We start from the raw sequence: 18,052 nt of genomic DNA, 5'->3' as shown, positions 1-18,052 counted from the left end.
GAGTTCACGTCAGGCGTCGCGATCTGAATCAGAAGGCAATCAAAAGACGTCTCGGTTCACACCTATCGAGCGACGGGGGCAGCAACATGAAAACACAACAACGGTTCTCATCCGGTGGCGGCAAGCATTGCCGCTCGCTCGGCGGCACGGTGCTCGCCGCCGCGCTATGCGCCGGATTGACGGCCGCGCACGACAGCGCGGCACAAACGATGGCCGCCGCGCACGTGCCGCCGGGCTGGGGTGCGCAGACAGCGCCGCTGCCGGTCGGCCGGGGCGCCGTGCCGATGCTGGTCAGCAACACGCCGATGCCGACCGGCGCGACGAGCGGCAGGATGGTCGCCCCCGCGCAGCTGACCGGGCCGAACTGCACCGGCGAGATTCGCGACGAATCGAGCGTGTCGGTGGCAGTCGGCAAGTCGATTCTGGTGCCGCTCGTCGAGGCCGCGCGCAACCGCACGCTCGGCAATCCGGTCGTCGCGCAGGCGACGCTCGTGTCGCAGCGCACGCTGTACGTGGTCGGCATGAGCGTCGGCACCACGAACATGATCGTGCAGGGCCGCAGCGGCGCATGCCAGATCATCGACGTGAGCGTCGGCGTCGATGCCGAAGGCCTGCAACGCACACTCGCGCAATTGTTGCCGAACGAGCGCGGCATTCGCGTGTCGAGCGCGGCCGCCAATCTCGTGCTCGCGGGCCGCGTGTCGAGCGGGCAGGCTGCGCAGCAGGCGATGAGCATCGCCGGCGCTTACGCGGGCGCGCAGCCCACCCAGCAAGACCAGGCGAGCACCGCGAGCTTTGGCAACGGCGGTACGATCTCGCAGCAAAGCTCGAGTGTTAGCAAGGGTTCCGAAGTCATCAACATGATGACGGTCGATTCGCCGCAGCAAGTGATGCTCGAAGTAAAGGTCGCCGAGGTGTCGAAGACGTTGCTCAATCAGTTGGGCGCGGCGGTCAACATCCAGGGCGGCTTCGGTTCGTGGACCGGTGCGCTCGTGAGCAGCCTGCTCGCCGGTGTCAGCAGTGGTATCGCGGTGAGCAAGGCGAACAACAGGCCGTTCAATATCGCCGTCGACGCGCAGAAGAGCGACAGCCTCGGCAAGATTCTCGCGGAGCCGAACCTCGTCACGCTGAGCGGCCAGGAAGCGTCGTTCCTCGCGGGCGGCCGGGTCTTCATTCCGGTGTCGCAAAGCAACGGCTCGGGCGGCTCGACGATCACGCTGCAGGAAGAAGAGTTCGGCGTCGGCCTCAAATTCACGCCGACCGTGCTCGCGGGCAGCCGCGTGAATCTGAAGGTCGCGCCGGAAGTATCGGAACTGTCGCCGAACGGCGTCACCGTGTCGGCGAGCGGCACGAGCAACACCTCGGTGCTGCCGCTGATCACGACGCGGCGCGCGTCGACGACGGTGCAGATGAACGACGGCGAGAGCTTCGCGATCGGCGGGTTGATCCAGAACAACATCACCGGCTCGCTGAAGGCGTTGCCCGGCATCGGCGAAGTGCCGGTGCTCGGTGCGCTGTTTCGCAGCACGTCGTTCCAGCAGGATCGCACGGAGCTGATCTTCATCGTCACCGTGCATCTGGTGAAGCCGCTGCCGGCGGGCGACTATCCGCTGCCGACCGATAGCTTCACCGGTGTATCCGACGGCACGGTCTACGCGACCGGCAACATGGAAGGCCGCCGGCCCGCAGCGCAGGCAGCGGGCGCCGCGAACCCGAATGCGCCACAGATGCCCGCGCAACCGCAAACGCAACCCGCGTTGCCCGCACCGGTTCCGACGCCGGCACCGACCGAAGGCTCGGCCGCGCCCGCCGCGCTGCTGCCGCCCGACACCCAGGCGGACCGGCCGGCACCGTCGGCGGCGGTGCCGCCACCGGACAAGACGACCGCAACGGCAGCGTCGGCAGCGCAAGCGCACACCAACGCCGAACCCGCACTCGCCAAAGCCGACGCCGTGAGCCCAGGCAACCCGACGATCAAGGGCGCACAGCCCAACCCGTAACGCGCCGCGAAGGAGACTCTCATGAAATCCGAACATCTTCCGATCACGCGCCGCGCGGCGTTGCTGCTGATGCTGGGCGGCTCGTTGAGCGGCTGCATGTCGAGCTCGCCGATCTGGGACGCACACGTCGGCGACGCCGTGCGCACCGTGACGCAGATGCAGATCATCGATCCGCATGCGGGCGAGCACACGCCATCCACACCGGGCGTCGACGGCAAGGCCGCGGTCGCCGCGCAGCAGCAGTACGACAAGTCGTTCCAGACGCCGGTCACGACGTTCAATCCGTTCGTGATCGGTATCGGCAGCAGCGGCGGCAGTCAGTGATGGCGAACGCGGCGCATGGGGCGGACGCGCCGTCCGCCGGTTAATTCGACAGCTCGGTTGGGAACATCATGATCAACATCCTGGCTCTCTCTGAAGACGGCGCACGGCTCGCGCAGATCGCGCATCTGAGCGGCGAAGCCGGCGACTACCGGATCACGCGCGCGATGGGCACGCCGTCGCTGCTCGGCGAACGCGGCGACACGCTCGACGCGTTCGACGTGCTGATCGTCGACGCCGCGTCGCTGAAGGACGCAGAGCTCGCGGTGGTGGAGCGCCTGCATCGCGAGCATGGGCGGCTCACCTGCATCCTGCTGATTCCCGACGCATCGCCGCAGACGCTGATCGCCGCGATGCGCGCGGGCTTTCGCGACGTGCTGAACTGGCCGCTCGATTCGCGCCAGTTCGGCGACGCGCTACAGCGCGCGCAGGCGCAGAGCCTGCAAGGCGGCACGCGCGATACGCGGATTCTGTCGTTCGTGTCGTGCAAGGGCGGCGCCGGCACCAGCTTCATCGCCGCGAACGTCGCGCATGCGATCGCGACTCTGCCGCAGAAAAAGCGCGTTTTGCTAATCGATCTGAATCAGCAGTTCGCCGATGCCGCGTTTCTGGTCTCCGACCAGACGCCGCCGTCGACGTTGCCGCAAATCTGCGCGCAGATCGAACGCATGGATGCCGCGTTCTTCGACACGAGCCTCGTGCACGTGAGCGACAGCTTCCATATTCTCGCCGGCGCGGGCGACCCGGTGAAGGCGGCCGAGATCAAGGAAGACCGTCTCGAGTGGCTGCTCGGCGTCGCCGCGCCGCATTACGACTTCGTGCTGTTCGATCTCGGCCAGACGCTGAACCAGCTGTCGATGCTCGCGCTCGATCGCAGCGACCAGATTCATCTCGTGCTGCAGGCGAGCATGCCGCACGTGCGGGCCGGCCGCCGGCTGCAGGAGATTCTCTGCTCGCTCGGCTATGCGCAGGAGCAGATGCGGCTGATCCTGAACCGCTATACACGGCACGGCGAGCGGCCGCGCGCGGCGCTCGAATCCGTGCTCGGCATGAGCGCGTATCAGGTGATCCCCGAGGATGCCGAAACGGTGACCGATGCGATGAACCAGGGACTGCCGGTGTCGAAGACCGCGCGCGGCAGCGGGGTTGCGCGCAGCCTGCAGGCGCTCGCCGAAAACATCGCGGCACGCGCGACCAAACCGGGGCGTTCGCGCGCGAAGGGCGAGTCGCTGTTCGGGCGGCTGCTGGGCCGCCAGCCGTCGCCGAAACTCGAAACGCTTTAACCGTGCTCCAACGCTACACGATCAGAACAGGGGAACGTCATGTCGCTTCGTGAGCAGATTTCCGCGCAACGCGTGCAGCCGCTGGGCGAACGCCAGGACCCGGCGGGCGCCGGCATGTTGCGCGGCGCCTACCAGAAACTGAAACGCGAGATTCATCAGGCGGTGCTCGAACGCGTCGAGCTCGAACGGCTGTCGCGCCTGCCGCCCGAGCAGGTCCGCCAGGAGATCGCGACGCTGATCGGCCGCATTCTCGAAGATCAGAAGGCGCCCGCCAACGATCTCGAACGCCGGCAACTCGTCGGCGACGTGCACGACGAAATGTTCGGCTTCGGTCCGCTCGAAGTGCTGCTGCGCGACCCGACCGTGTCCGACATTCTGGTGAATACGCATCGTCATACGTACGTCGAGCGCCGTGGCCGTCTCGAAGCGACCGACGTGACCTTCTACGACGACGCGCATCTGATGAAGATCATCGAGAAGATCGTCTCCGGCGTCGGCCGCCATATCGACGAATCGAGCCCGATGGTCGACGCGCGCTTGCCGGACGGCTCGCGCGTGAACGCGATCATCCGGCCCTGTGCGATCGACGGTCCGTTGCTGTCGATCCGCCGTTTCGCCGCCAATCCGTTGCAGGTTGCCGACCTGGTCGAATTGCAGAGCCTGACGCCGCCGATGGCCGAAGTGCTCGACGCGCTCGCGCGCGCGAAGGTGAACATCCTCGTGTCGGGCGGCACGGGCAGCGGCAAGACCACGCTGCTGAACGTGCTGTCGGGCTTCATTCCGGGCGACGAGCGCATCGTCACGATCGAGGACGCGGCCGAGTTGCAACTGCGCCAGCAACACGTGCTGCGGCTGGAGACGCGTTCGCCGAACATCGAGGGACGCGGCGAGATTACACAACGCACGCTGGTGCGCAACGCGCTGCGGATGCGGCCCGACCGCATCATTCTCGGCGAGGTGCGCGGCGCCGAAGCGCTCGACATGCTGAACGCGATGAACACCGGCCACGAAGGCTCGCTGTCGACGATCCACGCGAACACACCGCGCGATGCGCTGACGCGCCTCGAAAACATGATGACGCTCGGCGGCCTGTCGCTGCCGACGCGCACGATGCGCCAGCAGATTTCGTCGGCGATTTCGGTGGTCGTGCAAGCCACGCGTCTGACCGATGGCCGCCGCAAGATCGTCAGCATTTCGGAGCTGACCGGCATGGAGGGCGACATGATCAACATGCAGGAGATCTTCGTGTTCCGCCGCTCCGGCGTCGATACGAAGGGCAACGTGCGCGGCCATTTCTGCGCGACCGGCGTGCGGCCCCAATTCGCCGAGCGCTTGCAGGCATTCGGCGTGGCGCCCTCGGAGCAGGTCTACGATCCGGCGCGTCGCTTCGAAACGACATGACAGGTATGGGCAACGCGCACCGACCGCTCGCCCGGTGTTTCAGGAGACTTGCATGAGCCCGATTTTCTACGCGTCGATCATTCTGCTGTTCGCGGCCGTGGTGCTCGCGACGGGCGGCGTCTACGAGTATTGGAACAGCCGGCACGGCCCGGTCGCGCGCCGCGTCGATTCGCGGATTCGCGCGCTATCCGCCGGCGGCGCGTTGAGCAGGCAGCGTCTTTCGATTCTGAAGACGCGCACGATGGCCGACTCGGCGGTGCTCACGCGGCTGCTGCTGCGCATTCCGCGCGTGCACGCGCTCGATCTGTTTCTGCAGCAGTCGGGGCTATCGTGGTCGGTCGGGCGACTCGTCGGCACCTGCGCGGTGTTGCCGCCGTTCGTGCTGATGGCGGGCGCGAGCCTCGCGATGCCATGGGTCTTCACCGCGGGCGCCGCGGCGCTGTCCGCATTGCTGCCGCTCGCCTACGTGCAGCGGCGGCGCAACCGGCGCATCCGTCAACTCGAACGGCAACTGCCGGACGTTTGCGACATGCTGTCTCGCGCGTTGCGTTCGGGCCATGCGTTCACCAGCGCGATCGATATGGTCGGCACCGAGTTCGCCGAGCCGATGAGCGGTGAGTTCCGCATCGTGTTCGACGAGATCAACTACGGCGTGTCGATCAGCGAGGCGCTGACGAATCTCGCGACGCGCGTGCCGATTCGCGATCTGCGTTACTTCGTGATCGCCGTCGTGATCCAGCGCGAGACGGGCGGCAATCTCGCCGAAGTGCTCGACGGCATCACCGCGCTGATCCGCGACCGCTTCAAGCTATTCGACAAGGTTCGCGTGCTCGCCGCCGAAGGCAAGATGTCCGCGTGGGTGCTCGGCCTGCTGCCGTTCGGCGTCGGCGCCGCGATGATGGCGATCAACCCCGGGTTCCTGAACGTTCTGTGGCAGGACCCGGCGGGCGTCAAGATGATCGCGGTGGCGAGCGTCGCCATGCTGTTCGGCATTCTGTGGATGCGGCACATCGTGAAGATTCGCGTCTGAGCGGGCGAGAGATCATCGGAGAAGGACCATGCAAACACTGAACATCACGCAGATTCTGTTGCTTGCCGGCGTATTCGCAATCGTTGTCGCGGCTGTGTTCGGCGCGATGCATCTAAGCACGCCGCGCGACATGAGCCGCCGTATCGAGCAGGCGGGCGGCGCGAATGCCGTCCCGGCGCCGGAGCAACTCGACGCCGTCGCGCAGACGCCGTGGTACGAAAAGCTCGTCGAGATTTCGCAGCCGATCTCGAAGCTGTCGGTGCCGAAGGACGGCTGGGAGCAATCCGCACTGCGCCTGCAATTGATGAACGCCGGCTGGCGCTCGGTCAACGCCGCGCCGATCTATCTGGCCGCGAAGACCGCGCTCGCGCTGACGCTGCCGCTCGTGGCGATGCTCGCGCTGTACGGCTCGTCGTTCGCGAATTCGCTGCTCGAACGCGCGATCGTGCTGGTCGTGCTGGCGGCGCTCGGCTACTACCTGCCCAACGTCGTGCTGTCGCGCCGCATCGCAGCGCGCAAGCGCAGCATCGTCGAGGACTTTCCCGATGCGCTCGATCTGCTGACCGTGTGTGTCGAAGCGGGTCTGGGCCTCGATGCGTCGCTGATGAAAGTCTGCGAGGAAATCCGCCTTCGCAGCGCGGTGGTCGCGAGCGAGCTCGAACTGATGCTGCTCGAAATGCGTTCAGGTTTCTCGAAGGAAAAGGCGCTGCGCAATTTTTCGCTGCGCACCGCTGTGGAAGACATCGACTCGTTCAGCGCGATGCTGATCCAGGCCGAGCGCTTCGGCACCAGCATCGGCGCGTCGCTGCGTGTGCTGTCCGATACGCTGCGCACGCGCCGCCGGATGCGCGCGGAGGAGCGGGCCGCGAAGATCGCGCTGAAGTTGCTGTTTCCGTTGATGTTCTGCATTTTTCCGGCGCTGCTCGTCGTGCTGATGGGGCCCGCGATGATTCATATCTATCGCGATCTGCTGCCGAGCATGGCGGGTGGTGCATGACCACGCACTTCGTCGCGGGTGGACCGACATGTGGAACGAACGGAGGGAGCCGGTGAAACGCACAAAACAACGTGGCGCGGCAGCGGTCGAACTCGCGCTCGTGCTGCCGCTGCTGCTTGCGCTGATCTTCGGCATCGTGCAGTTCGGCTGGCTGATCAACAACTATCTGGTACTGACCAACGCGGCCTCGCTCGGCGCACATCAGCTCGCGGCGGAGCGCGGTTACGCATCGCCATACTCCGACGCGACTGCCGCGATTCATTCGCAGACCGGTGCGCTGAACGGCACGTTGACGATTTCGATGAGCGTCGGCGGCACGTCCTGCACGAGCGATAGCGCGTGCGCCAGCGCACTGGGGTCGAGCACGTCGGCGCCGGCTGCGGGTACGCAGGCGAAGGTGCAGCTCGGTTATACGTTCGCGCCGCTCTTCGGCGGCACGCTCGATAACCTCAAAGGCATCATGCCCCGCAGCTTGAGCGCCACCATGTCGGAGGTCGTGCAATGAGTGTAGCCATTCGTCCGAAGCGGAGAACGACACCGCCAATCGGTTACAAGCAACAGAAGGGCGTCGCCGCGGTCGAGTTTGCGCTGGTCGCGCCGCTGCTGCTGCTGGTGCTGCTCGGCATCGCGCAGTTCGGCTGGCTGCTCGGCAACTACGTGATGGTCGTCAATGCGGCCTCGTCGGGCGCGCGCTATTTCGCGTCGCAACGCGGCACCAGCACGCCGTACTCGGCCACGCAAGGTCAGGTAAGCACCTCGGCGGCGCTTCTGAATACGTCGAATCTGTCGATCGCGACGTCGGTGAACGGCGTCGCGTGCAGCAGCGATTCGAGCTGCGCCGCCGATCTGAGCAGCGCCGGCGGCACGAGCGCGGTCGGCACGGCGACCGTGACCGTCACCTACACGTTCGCGCCGCTGTTCAAGGGCAGCCTGTCGGGTCTGTACGCGATGATGCCGACCGCGCTCAATGCGAGCGCGGTGGAGCGGGTGCAATGACGACGCATGAATAACAAAAGCGGTGCGACCGTTTGGGAGTGGCGTGAAATCATGAAAACGACATACCGTAGTTCGCGTGGCTCGCGTCGGCGTCAGCGCGGCGCCGTTTCCGTTCTCGTGGCGGTATCGATGGTCGCGCTATTGGGCTTTGTCGCAATCAGCGTCGACTTCGGCTACCTGGCGTATAGCCAGCGGCGCCTGCAAAGCGCAACCGATGCCGCGGCGCTGTCGGGCGCGGTCGACCTTTGGACGCAATCGTGGACCACCGCGGCAAGCGACGCGCAGGCGTTCACGGCGGGGTACAACAACAGGCTGCCTGCCGCCGTCGTGCCCGCCAGCGCGACGATCACCGGTCTCACGTTGTCGAGCGTCACATTGCCATATAAGCAGGCGACCTCGGGCTATAACGGCATCCAGGTCACGCAAACGGCGACCGTGCCGCTCTATTTCGCGCGCGTGTTCGGCAAGAGTTCGCAGACCATTTCCGCGACCTCGCGAGCCGGGGCGGGCGGCGGCGCGGAGCCCGCGCTCTACAACGTGATGATCGTGCTCGACGCCACGAAATCGATGGCCACGACGACGGACAGCAACTGCAAGAACTCGAAGGGCGTCGCGCAGACGCGGCTGGCGTGCGCTCAGGCGGGCGCGTTGACGCTGCTGACAGGCTTGACCAATGCGGGAGACAACGTCGGCTTGATGGCGTTTCCGCCGCAAACGTCGTCCACCTATAACTTCACGTGCTCCGGCAAGGCGCCGACCATCGCGGGCAGCTATTCGGCGTCGGGCGCGACTTACCAGGTTTCGTCGCTGAACACCGGCTATCTCGGCAGCAACGGTTCGGTCAGCACGAGCTCGGGTATCGTGCAGGCGCTGGGCGGCGGCAGTTGCGGCGGCATGTCGGCGCCGGGCGGTCTCGGGACGTTCTATGCGCAGGCGCTTACGGCTGCGCAATCGGCGCTCGTCGCGAAGTCGTCGACGCAGAGTCCGGCTGGGCAGAACGTGATCATTCTGTTGAGCGACGGTGTTGCGTCGTCGTCGACGAGTCAACTCGGCAGCACGTACAGCAGCACTTATGGAAGCGAGTGCCAGGCCGCGATCAATGCGGCGTCGACGATCAAAACCAGCACCGGCACGTTGATCTATACCGTCGCGTATCTGGGCGGGGAGGCCGCGTCGGCGCCGAGCTGCGGCGACGGTAACGACAAGCTCACCGCGTGCAATACGATGCAGTCGATCGCGTCCGGTCCGTCGTATTTCTACTCGGACACCTGCTCGAATGCGGCAGGCGGCACCAATAGCCTCAATACGTTGTTCAGCCAGATTGCGTACAGCCTGACCAAGCCGCGGCTGATTCCGCAAACCGCGAGCTGAAGCGCGAAGGGCTCGTTATGAGTTGTCGCGTGTCTCGGCCGTGCGTCTGCCTTGGAAGATCGGCAGCCGCCAGCCATAGCGCAGCGACGCGAGCCGCGCCAACACGCAAGCCAATGTCGCGAACCACGGCGTCCACCAGTCCGTCCAGCCCGCGTACGAAAAACCGACTTGCACCGCCGCGCCTAACAGCGCGGCCGACGCATAGATCTCGCGTTCGAGAATCGCGGGTACGCGCGAGAGAACGACGTCGCGCATCACGCCGCCACCGACCGCGCTGACGATGCCGAGCAGAATCGCGAGTTCGGCATTGTGGCCATACGTGAGCGCTTTCTGCGCGCCCGACACCGCGAACAGACCGAGCCCGATCGCATCGAAGAACAGCACCGGCTGACGCAGCCGGCGCACCTGCGGATACGCGAGAATCGTCACGGCCGACGCGGCGAGCGCGGTCGCCAGATAGCGCCAGTTCGACAGCCCCGCAGGCGGGATCGCGCCGATGCACAGGTCGCGCACGATGCCGCCGCCGCACGCGACCATGAAGGCGATCACGACGATGCCGAGCAGGTCGAGCCGTCGTTGACGCGCGGCCACCGCGCCGCTGATCGCGAACACGAAGGTGCCGATCAGGTCGAGAATGGTGTAGACGGCGTGTGAATTCACTGAGTGGTTTCGTGTTGATCGAGCCAGGCACCGGCCGCGCACAGCATGGCTTCGAGGCCCGTGCGCAGGGTCGGGTCGAGCACAGGTGCGAATTTCGGCGAGTGATTGCTCGGAATTTCGTTGAGTTTTTTCGCGGCGAGCGCCTGGCGGAACACTTCGGGCTTGGTGCCGCCGACGAACCAGAACGAGTACGGCACGTTCCATTCGCGGCCGAACACGCTGAAGTCTTCGCTTGCGGCGGCCGGCGGCGATTCGTACGCGCGCTCGCCGAACTGCGCCTCGAACGCGTTGCGCACACGCTCGGTCGTGGCCGCGTCGTTGATCGTCAGCGGGTAGCTCGATAGTGTCGTGAATTCTGGCTCGCGCGGCGCGTTCGACGCCACGCATTCGGCGCAGCAGATGCGGCGGATCGCGCCGAGCATGTACTCGCGCACGTCATCGTCGTAAGTGCGCATGTTGAGCTTCAGCGTCGCGTCGTCGGGGATGATGTTCTCTTTCGTGCCGGCTTGCAGCGAACCGATGGTCAGCACGGCGCTGTCGCTCGGCGCGATTTCGCGCGACACGATGGTTTGCAGACGCAAGGTCGTCGACGCTGCCATGATCACGGGATCGATCGACGTCTGCGGCTGCGAGCCGTGCGCGCCGCGCCCGAACAGCTTGATCTTGATGCTGTCGCCGGCCGACAGGATCGTGCCGCTGCGATAGCCGACCGAGCCCGCCGCGCCGACCATCACGTGCTGGCCGAGAATCACGTCGGGCTTCGGAAAGCGCGTGGTCATGCCGTCGTCGAGCATGCTGCGCGCGCCGCGGCCGACTTCCTCACCGGGCTGGAACACGGCCATCAGCGTGCCGCGCCATGCGTCGCGATGCCCTGCCATCAGACGCGCGACGCCGAGCAGCCATGTGACGTGCATGTCGTGGCCGCACGAATGCGCGACGCCGACTTCGAGCCCGTCTTCGTCTTTCGCCCTCACCGTGCTCGCATAGGGCAGGCCGGTCGCTTCGGCCATCGGCAGCGCGTCCATGTCGGCGCGCAGCATCACGGTGGGACCGTCGCCGTTGCGCAGCAACGCAACGACGCCCGTCACGCCGACGTTGCGCGTCACCTCGTAACCGAGCTTTTCCACGTCGTCCGCGACGATGCCCGCGGTGCGCACCTCCTGCATCGACAGTTCGGGGTGCGCGTGCAGGTCTTTGTAGATCGCTTCGAGTTCAGGCAGCAGCGCGTCGATCGCGCTCGACATCGTTTCGATCAGCTTCGACATGGAGGGCTCCTTGTTGCCATGAACGCCAGGGAAGGAAGGCGGCGGAATGCGGACCGTCTGTCAGGATCGCGCAGGCGGCGCGCTTGCGGACTCGCTTTCGAGCAGGCTGTGCGAAAGCTTGCCAAGCAGACGTTCGAGCGTTTTGCGTTCGTTCGCGCTGAGCGCCTTCGCCAGCTCGACCTCGAGTTCGGTGCCCACCGCTTCGGACGCCTGCGCGACTTCGAGGCCGTGCGCCGTGGCACGCAACGCGATACTGCGGCGGTCCGACGCATGCATGTTGCGCGTGATCAGGCCGCGCGTTTCAAGCTCGGCGAGGACTTTGGAAAGCAGCGTTTTTTCGATCAGCGCGCGCTGTGAAACGGATTTGGGCGTGATGTCGGGCTCCGCGCAGACGAGGCGCAGCACGCGCAACGCACGCACGTCGAGATCCCAGCGCTCGCGGTAGACCAGGTTCGCGCGGTTGATCAGCAACGCGCTGGTCAGATCGAGCCTGAAAGTCAGGAAGTCCGAATACAAGAATTTGCTCCGCTGTCCGTGTCATACGCAGTGCAGGCATTATAGGCAAGTAGTTGAAATTTTCAAATACTTGCGTGGACGCCGCCTTGGTGCGAGACAGGGGAAGTGTTAGCGAGCGTCGCGCCCGGAGCCGGATTGGGCCACGCGGGCGGCGACACCCATCGGTTCGATCGAAGCACTTGAATCGGTCTGCTCGCCGCTGAGCGAATCGAGGCTGATGCCGTTGGTCTCGGGCAGAATCCACGCGGTGACGATCACGCACAGATAACCGACGCCCGCGACCAGCGGAATCGCGGAGTCGAGCGCCATATGACCGGTGCTGAGCCAGCCCACGCCAAGCGGGAACAGCGAGCCGATGACGCGCCCCATGTTGTAGGCCACGCCGTAGCCGGTCGCGCGAATTTCGTTCGGGTAGCTCTCCGAGATCGTCGCGGCGATGCCCGAGAACGTTCCCTGCATCAGCACGCCGAGCAGAAAGCCGAGCACGAGCATCGCGCCGTTCGACGCGGGAATCGCCATATAGGCGAGCGCCATGGAAAACGCGCCCGCCGCGAACACGATATACGTGAGGCGTCGGCCGATGCGGTCCGACGAATACGCACCGAGCACGTAGCCCACGAACGAGCCGAGGATCATGATCGCGAGATAGGCGCTCGTGCCGAAGATCGACAGGCCGTGTTCGAGCTTCAGATAGGTCGGCATCCACGTCGCGATCGCATAGTAGCTGCCGAGCATGCCGCCCGACAGCAGACTGCACAGGATCGTCTTGCCGGCGAGCGGCCGCGCGCAGACACGGCGTAGTCCTTCCAAGGCGGCGGGCGAGTGCTGTTTTCCGAGCGCGCGCGAGAACGCTTCGGGCTCTTTCAGATCGCGCCGAAGATACACAACCAGCAGCGCCGGCACGATGCCGATAAAAAAGCAGCCGCGCCACGCCCACTCCGCCGGCAGCCACGAAAACAGCACGCTATAGACGATCGCCGCGGCGGCCCAGCCAAACGAATAACTGCTCGCCGCGAAGCCGGAGAATTTGCCGCGATGCGCGGGATTCCTGATGATCTCGGTCACGAGCACCATGCATAGCGACGATTCGCCACCGAAGCCGAGCCCCTGCAGCATGCGAAACAGCGCGAGCTGTAGTGGCGAGTTGGCGAAGCCGCACGCGAAGCACGCGAGCGCGAATAGCACGATGGTCCAGCGCAGAATGCGCACGCGCCCGAAGCGGTCGGCGAGCAGGCCCGCGCCGATCGCACCGACGAGCGACGCGATCAGCGTGTAGGTGACGATGCTGCCCGCGATGGCCTTGTTCATGTGCCAGGTCGCGGCGAGCACGGGAATCAGGAACGAGTAGATCATGAAGTCGTACACATCGACGGCATGACCCATGAACGCGCCCGCAAAGGCTTTCTTCTCGTTCTTCGACAGCGATTCGAACCAGACCATGATGGAGGACTCCGGGCGAGGATGAGGTGGCGGCTGGCGCCTCCAGAATGCGAGTGGGTGTTATAGCGGTGGCGCGACGAACGACAGTCCCGCCTGCTCGAGCAGCGCGGCCACCCGCAGCGAACGCAGGTCGTGATAGAGCGGCGCGACGATCTGCACGCCGATCGGCAGGCCGTCCGCGGTCGTGCCGGCGCGGGCCACGGTCGATGGCAGGCCGCACAGACCCGAGTGGCCGGCCCAGAACAGCTGGGTCGTCATCGGCTGCGGGCGGCCGTTGACGTCGAGCGTGCGCTGCCACGGCGCCCCGGTTTCGTCGAGCGTGAAGGCGGCGGTCGCGGCGGCGGGGCACAGCAGCACGTCGATCGTGCCGAACAGCTCGCGCCATGCTTCGCAAAACGCGTCGCGCTGCTTTTGCAGCAGCAGCCAGTCGCGGTGACGCAACGCGGTGCCCGCGTATTGCAAGGCGGCGTACGACGACGCGTCGGCGGGCACGGCGGCGCTTGCTGTGAGCGCGGCGGCGAAGGCGTCGTCGTCGAGATAGTGCGAGGTCGACGCGCGCAGCAGCAGCACGTAGGCGCGCATCAGTTGCGCGGCGTCGAGCGCGGGGCGCGCGTCCCAGACCACCGTCGCACCGGCGTCTTCGAGCTGCCGGCCAAGACGCGTGAGGCACGCCTCTACCGGGCCGTCGACGTCGGCGAGCGGATGATTGGTCAGTACGCCAAAGCGGAATTCACGCAGGTCCGTGCGCTCGCAGGGTGGCAGTGCGAGCCGCAGCGCGCTCGCGGCTTCGCCGGCCGGACCGGCGATCGCGCCGAGCACGAGTTCGAGGTCGCGCGCCGAGCGCGCGAGCGGACCCGCGACGTTGATGTCGGGCTGCGCCATGCCGCCGCCGATGCCATGGCCTTTCAGCGACACGATGCCGTGCGTGGTCTTGTGCGAGAAGACGCCGCAGAAATGCGCGGGGTTGCGGATCGACGAGCCGACATCCGAGCCGACGTCGAAGAATGACATGCCCGCGCAGACGGCCGCCGCGCTGCCACCCGACGAACCGCCCGGCGTGCGGGACGGATCGCGCGGATTGCGGGTCGTGCCGTAGAGGTCGTTATAGCTTTGCCAGTCGCGCAGATAGATCGGCACGTTGGTCTTGCCGAGCAGCACCGCGCCCGCGTCGAGCAGGCGTTGCACGACGTCCGCATGGGCGCTCGCGATGCGCGGGGTCGCCAAGGGTCGTCGGCCAGCCGCGGACGTCGAAAGATTCCTTGATCGTAAACGGAATGCCGTGCAAGGGGCCGCGCAGCCGCCCCCCGCGCCGTTCCTCGTCGCGTGCTTCGGCGGTGGCGTAGGCGGCGTCGAAATCGGATACGACGACCGCGTTCAGCAGGCCGTTGTCGGCCTCGAATGCGGCTTCGCACGCGGCGACGAGCGAGACGGCGTCGATCTCGCCGGCGCGCATGTCGTGCGCGGCCTGCTGGACAGTGGCGTAACGGTAGCGCGCCGCCTGACTGGCGGCGGGTGGGGAGGAGCTTGGTGTCATGAAAGGCCTGAGAGGGCGATTGATGGGCGGTATGTTGTATACCGTCTATCGCCAAATTCAGCCTGTCAAGTGGCTTGCAGCGTAGTCGACGAAATTATCGGGTGGCGTAAAGCGAGCGCGGTGGCGGGTGCCGCGCCTCGCTTCCTATGCCGCGCGTTTCAAAGGCCGTTTCAACGCGCATTGTTCGCCAGATAGTGCTGGGCGGCGCGCATCACATGCCGCTCGGCGAGCAGCGCCGACAGCGTCGCATCGCCCGACTGCACCGCGCGCAGGATCGCGGCGTGTTCGTCCCAGGTCTGGCGGACTTCCGCATCGCTCGCGTTCGTGAACAGCATGCGCGTGCGGTCGCGCAACGAGCGCATCAGGTCGCTCAGAATCGTATTGGCCCCGGCCGCGTAGAGCAGGTCGTGAAAACGCGCGTTGAGTTCGAGCAGGCCGGCCGTCTCGCCGGCGTCGACTTTTGCCTTGCCTTCAGCGAGCACCTGTTCGATCTGGCCGACCAGTTCGGGCGTTCGATGTTCGGCGGCGAGCCGGGCGTTGAGTCCCTCGAGCGTCGCGCGGATCTGGATCATTTCGCGTGCCGCCGACGGCTGCAGCGACGCGACCACCGCGCCGTGCCGCGGCCGCACTTCGACGAGGCCTTCCGAGGCGAGCGCGCGCAGCGCTTCGCGTACCGGCACGCGCGAGACGTCGAGCTCCTGGGCGATGCGTCCTTCGACCAGCCGCTCTCCGGGCGCGTACGTGCCCGAGACGATTGCTTCGCGCAGCCGCGCGGTGACGAGATGCGACAGCTGCTGATGCATGATCGGCGCGCTCGATTGCCCCTGTGCGCCGCTTGCCGCGGTCGTGTCCGCTTCGGTCTTCATAAGGATCTCCAACCTGTGTTGCTGATGGCGTGTGATGCAGGCGATTTTACCTCAGTGCACGTCACGAATACTGTAGACCTTATACGGAAATAGCCGGCTCGGTCTTGTCTGGCGGGGCATTGAAGCACGCGCCCCGCTTCCTCGTGGCTACCGGGAAAGGCGGGATTTCCGGCGAATGCGGGTAAACGCCAGGCAAACAGCCGTTGATCCTGTTTTATTTGGTACATAGTATACCGCGTGGTTATCTCAAACCCGCCGCATCCACCCGCGCTCGCAGGTCCGCGCAGTCAGGAGAAGCAATGGAATCTCACGTCGTTCTAACGTCGGCGCACTGGGTTTATCTGTGTGGTGTCGTCTCTATCATCGCGACGCTGGTGTTTCGCGCCAACGTCGTCGCGCCCGCGATTCTCGCGACCTTCGCCACCGTCTACGCGTTTTCCGGCCAGGTGTCGACCGCGATCGAAGCGGTGTTCTTCGCGCCGCTTACGGCGGCGCGCGAGCTGTTCAATATCTTCCTCGTGATTTCGCTGATGACCGCGTTGCTCAACGCGCTGAAACGGATCAACGCGGATGTGCGCATGGTCCAGCCGTTTCGCGCGGTCATGGTCAACGGGCACGTCGGCTTCTTCGTGCTCGGCTTCGTGAGCTACGTGTTGTCGCTGTTCTTCTGGCCGACGCCGGCCGTGCCGTTGATCGCCGGCATTCTGCTGCCGGCCGCGATTTACGCGGGCGTGCCGCCGCTGGGCGCGGCGTTGTGCATCGGCATCGCGGGACTCGGCACGGCCTTGTCGTCGGATTACGTGATCAAGGTCGCGCCGGGCATCAGCGCGAAAGCGGCCGCGGTCGCGATGCCGGACGTTGCCGACAAGGCGCTGCTGCTGTCGCTGATCACGGGCGGCATCGCGTTCCTGATCGCCTATCTGCGTATCCGCAAGCAGATCCAGGCGCCCGATGCGCGCCATCTCGAACGCTGGGAAGCGACCCAGGTCACGGCGAATGCCGTTGTCACGCCCGCGGCCGGCACGAGTCGCGCGCGCATCCGGCGCGGCAAACCGCAGCATGCGTCGGTCGGCGACGGCGGCCAGGTCAGCGGCGCGAGCGGCTCGCGGGCGTTGTTGTCGTCGCGCGACCTGTTGACGCCGTGGCAGGAGCGCTGGTCCCGCTGCTTCGCGATCGTGATCCCCGTCGCCTTTCTCGCGATCGTCGCTTACATGGTGTTGCCGCATCTGATCCCCGGCTTCAAGGGCGCGAGCGGTGCAGCGGCCGCGGCGCTTGTCGGCGGCGTCTCCGCGTTGCTGATGGTGGCGGTAGCCGCTGCGCGCGACTATCGCGCGATCTGCCGCAGCACGGCCGAGCACGTCACCGAGGGCTTCGTGTTTTCGTTTCGCGCGATGAGCTCGGTGCTGCCGATTGCGGGCTTCTTCTTCATCGGCGTGGCCGGCACTGCGGCGCCGATCCTCGGCTTGCCCGCCGGTACCCATGCCCCCGGCCTGCTTGCCGATCTCGTGAAAGCGGGCGAGGTCTACATTCCGCACAACGCGTTCTTCGTCTCGTACGGCATTCTGCTGGCCGGCATGGTGACGGGCATCGACGGCTCGGGCTTCGCCGGTTTGCCGTTGACCGGCGCGCTGGCGGGCGCGCTCGGCCGCACGGTGGGCTTCGACGTGTCGACCCTCGCGGCGATCGGCCAGATGGGTTCGGTGTGGACCGGCAAGACGCTGACCGCATGGTCGGCGCTCGCGGCGGTGGCGAGCTTCGCGCGTGTGCCGGTGTTGCAGGCGGTGCGCAATCTGTTGCTGCCGGTGGTGTGCGGCCTGGTGGTGTCGACGTTGGTGGCGATTCTGATCTGGTGATGGGGGGGCGGGACGCGCGTGTCGTCCGCGCGGTTTTTGCCGGGCCTTGCGCGTTGGTTTGCCGATGCGCAAGGCCTTGGCGGTTTGATCGTCGGCGCGCTTTGCCCGCGAGTTGCGGCCTACGTTTTACGCCTCGCAACGACAAGCAAAAACGCCGGCTTCAGTGCATCGAAGCCGGCGTCCCAGTTTGACTCACTACGTTGTGTTGCTAACTCACCATGACACGCTGACGTTGCCATTGACGAAAGTCTGACAGGCCATCCGATAGCCAGCTTTGATTTCGTCTTCGCTCAGATGGCGTTTTTCCTTGTCCTTCACGCTATCGGTATGTTCGATGCCGTGTTCGACCTTGCATTTGCAGGTGCCGCACAAGCCGCCGCCGCATTTGAACGGAATGCCGCCTTTTTCGCGCAGCGAGACGCGCAGCAGATTGCTGTTGGGCGGCGCGCTGACCGACTTGTTGTCGTTGCTGAGGAAAGTAATCTGGATCATTCGGAGGCTTACGTATTGGGTTCGGAG

At 65.8% G+C, this 18,052-nt stretch carries 16 protein-coding genes and 1 pseudogene; 10 read left to right on the top strand and 7 right to left on the bottom strand.

Features of this window, described 5'->3' with window-relative positions; genetic code table 11:
• Positions 1 to 86 precede the first annotated feature (86 nt).
• The 9 genes from F6X37_RS05830 (at position 87) to F6X37_RS05790 (ending at position 9,399) form a co-directional block, all read left to right on the top strand.
• On the top strand, positions 87 to 2,000 hold the full coding sequence (locus F6X37_RS05830) for a type II and III secretion system protein family protein (RefSeq protein ID WP_187610630.1): 1,914 nt from the start codon (positions 87 to 89) through the stop codon (positions 1,998 to 2,000).
• 21 nt (positions 2,001 to 2,021) lie between these two features.
• On the top strand, positions 2,022 to 2,324 hold the full coding sequence (locus F6X37_RS05825) for a hypothetical protein (protein ID WP_187610629.1): 303 nt from the start codon (positions 2,022 to 2,024) through the stop codon (positions 2,322 to 2,324).
• A 68-nt stretch (positions 2,325 to 2,392) separates the two neighbouring features.
• Positions 2,393 to 3,604 carry a CpaE family protein gene (locus tag F6X37_RS05820; RefSeq protein WP_187610628.1) on the top strand — a complete coding sequence of 404 codons (1,212 nt, stop codon included), beginning with the start codon at positions 2,393 to 2,395 and terminating at the stop codon, positions 3,602 to 3,604.
• 39 nt (positions 3,605 to 3,643) lie between these two features.
• Entirely contained in the window at positions 3,644 to 5,005 is a 1,362-nt protein-coding gene (locus F6X37_RS05815) for a CpaF family protein (RefSeq protein WP_187610627.1), read from the top strand.
• Positions 5,006 to 5,057: 52 nt separating this feature from the next.
• On the top strand, positions 5,058 to 6,035 hold the full coding sequence (locus F6X37_RS05810) for a type II secretion system F family protein (RefSeq protein ID WP_187610626.1): 978 nt from the start codon (positions 5,058 to 5,060) through the stop codon (positions 6,033 to 6,035).
• A gap of 28 nt (positions 6,036 to 6,063) precedes the next feature.
• Positions 6,064 to 7,032, top strand: a complete 969-nt coding sequence (locus F6X37_RS05805; protein ID WP_187610625.1) for a type II secretion system F family protein — start codon at positions 6,064 to 6,066, stop codon at positions 7,030 to 7,032.
• Between the two features lie 52 nt (positions 7,033 to 7,084).
• The gene (locus F6X37_RS05800) at positions 7,085 to 7,537 is read left to right on the top strand and encodes a TadE/TadG family type IV pilus assembly protein (RefSeq protein WP_187610624.1); all 453 of its coding nucleotides are present in this window, start codon (positions 7,085 to 7,087) and stop codon (positions 7,535 to 7,537) included.
• Entirely contained in the window at positions 7,534 to 8,028 is a 495-nt protein-coding gene (locus F6X37_RS05795; protein WP_187610623.1) for a TadE/TadG family type IV pilus assembly protein, read from the top strand. Before F6X37_RS05800 ends, F6X37_RS05795 begins: the two co-directional genes overlap by 4 nt.
• Positions 8,029 to 8,079: 51 nt before the next feature.
• Positions 8,080 to 9,399: a VWA domain-containing protein gene (locus tag F6X37_RS05790; protein ID WP_187610622.1), complete on the top strand. Its 1,320-nt coding sequence runs from the start codon at positions 8,080 to 8,082 to the stop codon at positions 9,397 to 9,399.
• A 15-nt stretch (positions 9,400 to 9,414) separates the two neighbouring features.
• Here the strand turns inward: F6X37_RS05790 and F6X37_RS05785 are convergent, their stop codons facing one another.
• The 6 genes and pseudogenes from F6X37_RS05785 to F6X37_RS05760 form a co-directional block, all read right to left on the bottom strand.
• Positions 9,415 to 10,059, bottom strand: a complete 645-nt coding sequence (locus F6X37_RS05785) for a trimeric intracellular cation channel family protein (protein ID WP_090807629.1) — start codon at positions 10,057 to 10,059, stop codon at positions 9,415 to 9,417.
• A complete protein-coding gene (locus F6X37_RS05780) occupies positions 10,056 to 11,324 on the bottom strand; it encodes a M20 family metallopeptidase (RefSeq protein WP_187610621.1) in 1,269 nt (422 codons plus the stop codon). Before F6X37_RS05780 ends, F6X37_RS05785 begins: the two co-directional genes overlap by 4 nt.
• 60 nt (positions 11,325 to 11,384) lie before the next feature.
• A complete protein-coding gene (locus F6X37_RS05775; RefSeq protein WP_187610620.1) occupies positions 11,385 to 11,840 on the bottom strand; it encodes a MarR family winged helix-turn-helix transcriptional regulator in 456 nt (151 codons plus the stop codon).
• Between the two features lie 108 nt (positions 11,841 to 11,948).
• Positions 11,949 to 13,283: an MFS transporter gene (locus F6X37_RS05770; protein ID WP_187610688.1), complete on the bottom strand. Its 1,335-nt coding sequence runs from the start codon at positions 13,281 to 13,283 to the stop codon at positions 11,949 to 11,951.
• A gap of 57 nt (positions 13,284 to 13,340) precedes the next feature.
• Positions 13,341 to 14,733: pseudogene (locus F6X37_RS05765) on the bottom strand (amidase).
• A 251-nt stretch (positions 14,734 to 14,984) separates the two neighbouring features.
• Positions 14,985 to 15,680, bottom strand: coding sequence for a GntR family transcriptional regulator (locus F6X37_RS05760; protein WP_187610619.1), 696 nt, complete (start codon positions 15,678 to 15,680; stop codon positions 14,985 to 14,987).
• 299 nt (positions 15,681 to 15,979) lie between these two features.
• Here F6X37_RS05760 and F6X37_RS05755 point away from each other — a divergent pair, with 299 nt between their 5' ends.
• The gene (locus F6X37_RS05755) at positions 15,980 to 17,533 is read left to right on the top strand and encodes a hypothetical protein (protein WP_184061581.1); all 1,554 of its coding nucleotides are present in this window, start codon (positions 15,980 to 15,982) and stop codon (positions 17,531 to 17,533) included.
• Between the two features lie 213 nt (positions 17,534 to 17,746).
• Here the strand turns inward: F6X37_RS05755 and F6X37_RS05750 are convergent, their stop codons facing one another.
• A complete protein-coding gene (locus tag F6X37_RS05750) occupies positions 17,747 to 18,025 on the bottom strand; it encodes a 2Fe-2S iron-sulfur cluster-binding protein (RefSeq protein WP_090807615.1) in 279 nt (92 codons plus the stop codon).
• Positions 18,026 to 18,052: the final 27 nt, after the last annotated feature.

It is taken from the genome of Paraburkholderia sp. 31.1, from assembly GCF_014397645.1.
GTDB classification, from domain to species: domain Bacteria; phylum Pseudomonadota; class Gammaproteobacteria; order Burkholderiales; family Burkholderiaceae; genus Paraburkholderia; species Paraburkholderia tuberum.
This window is presented reverse-complemented; position numbering and strand designations above follow the sequence as displayed.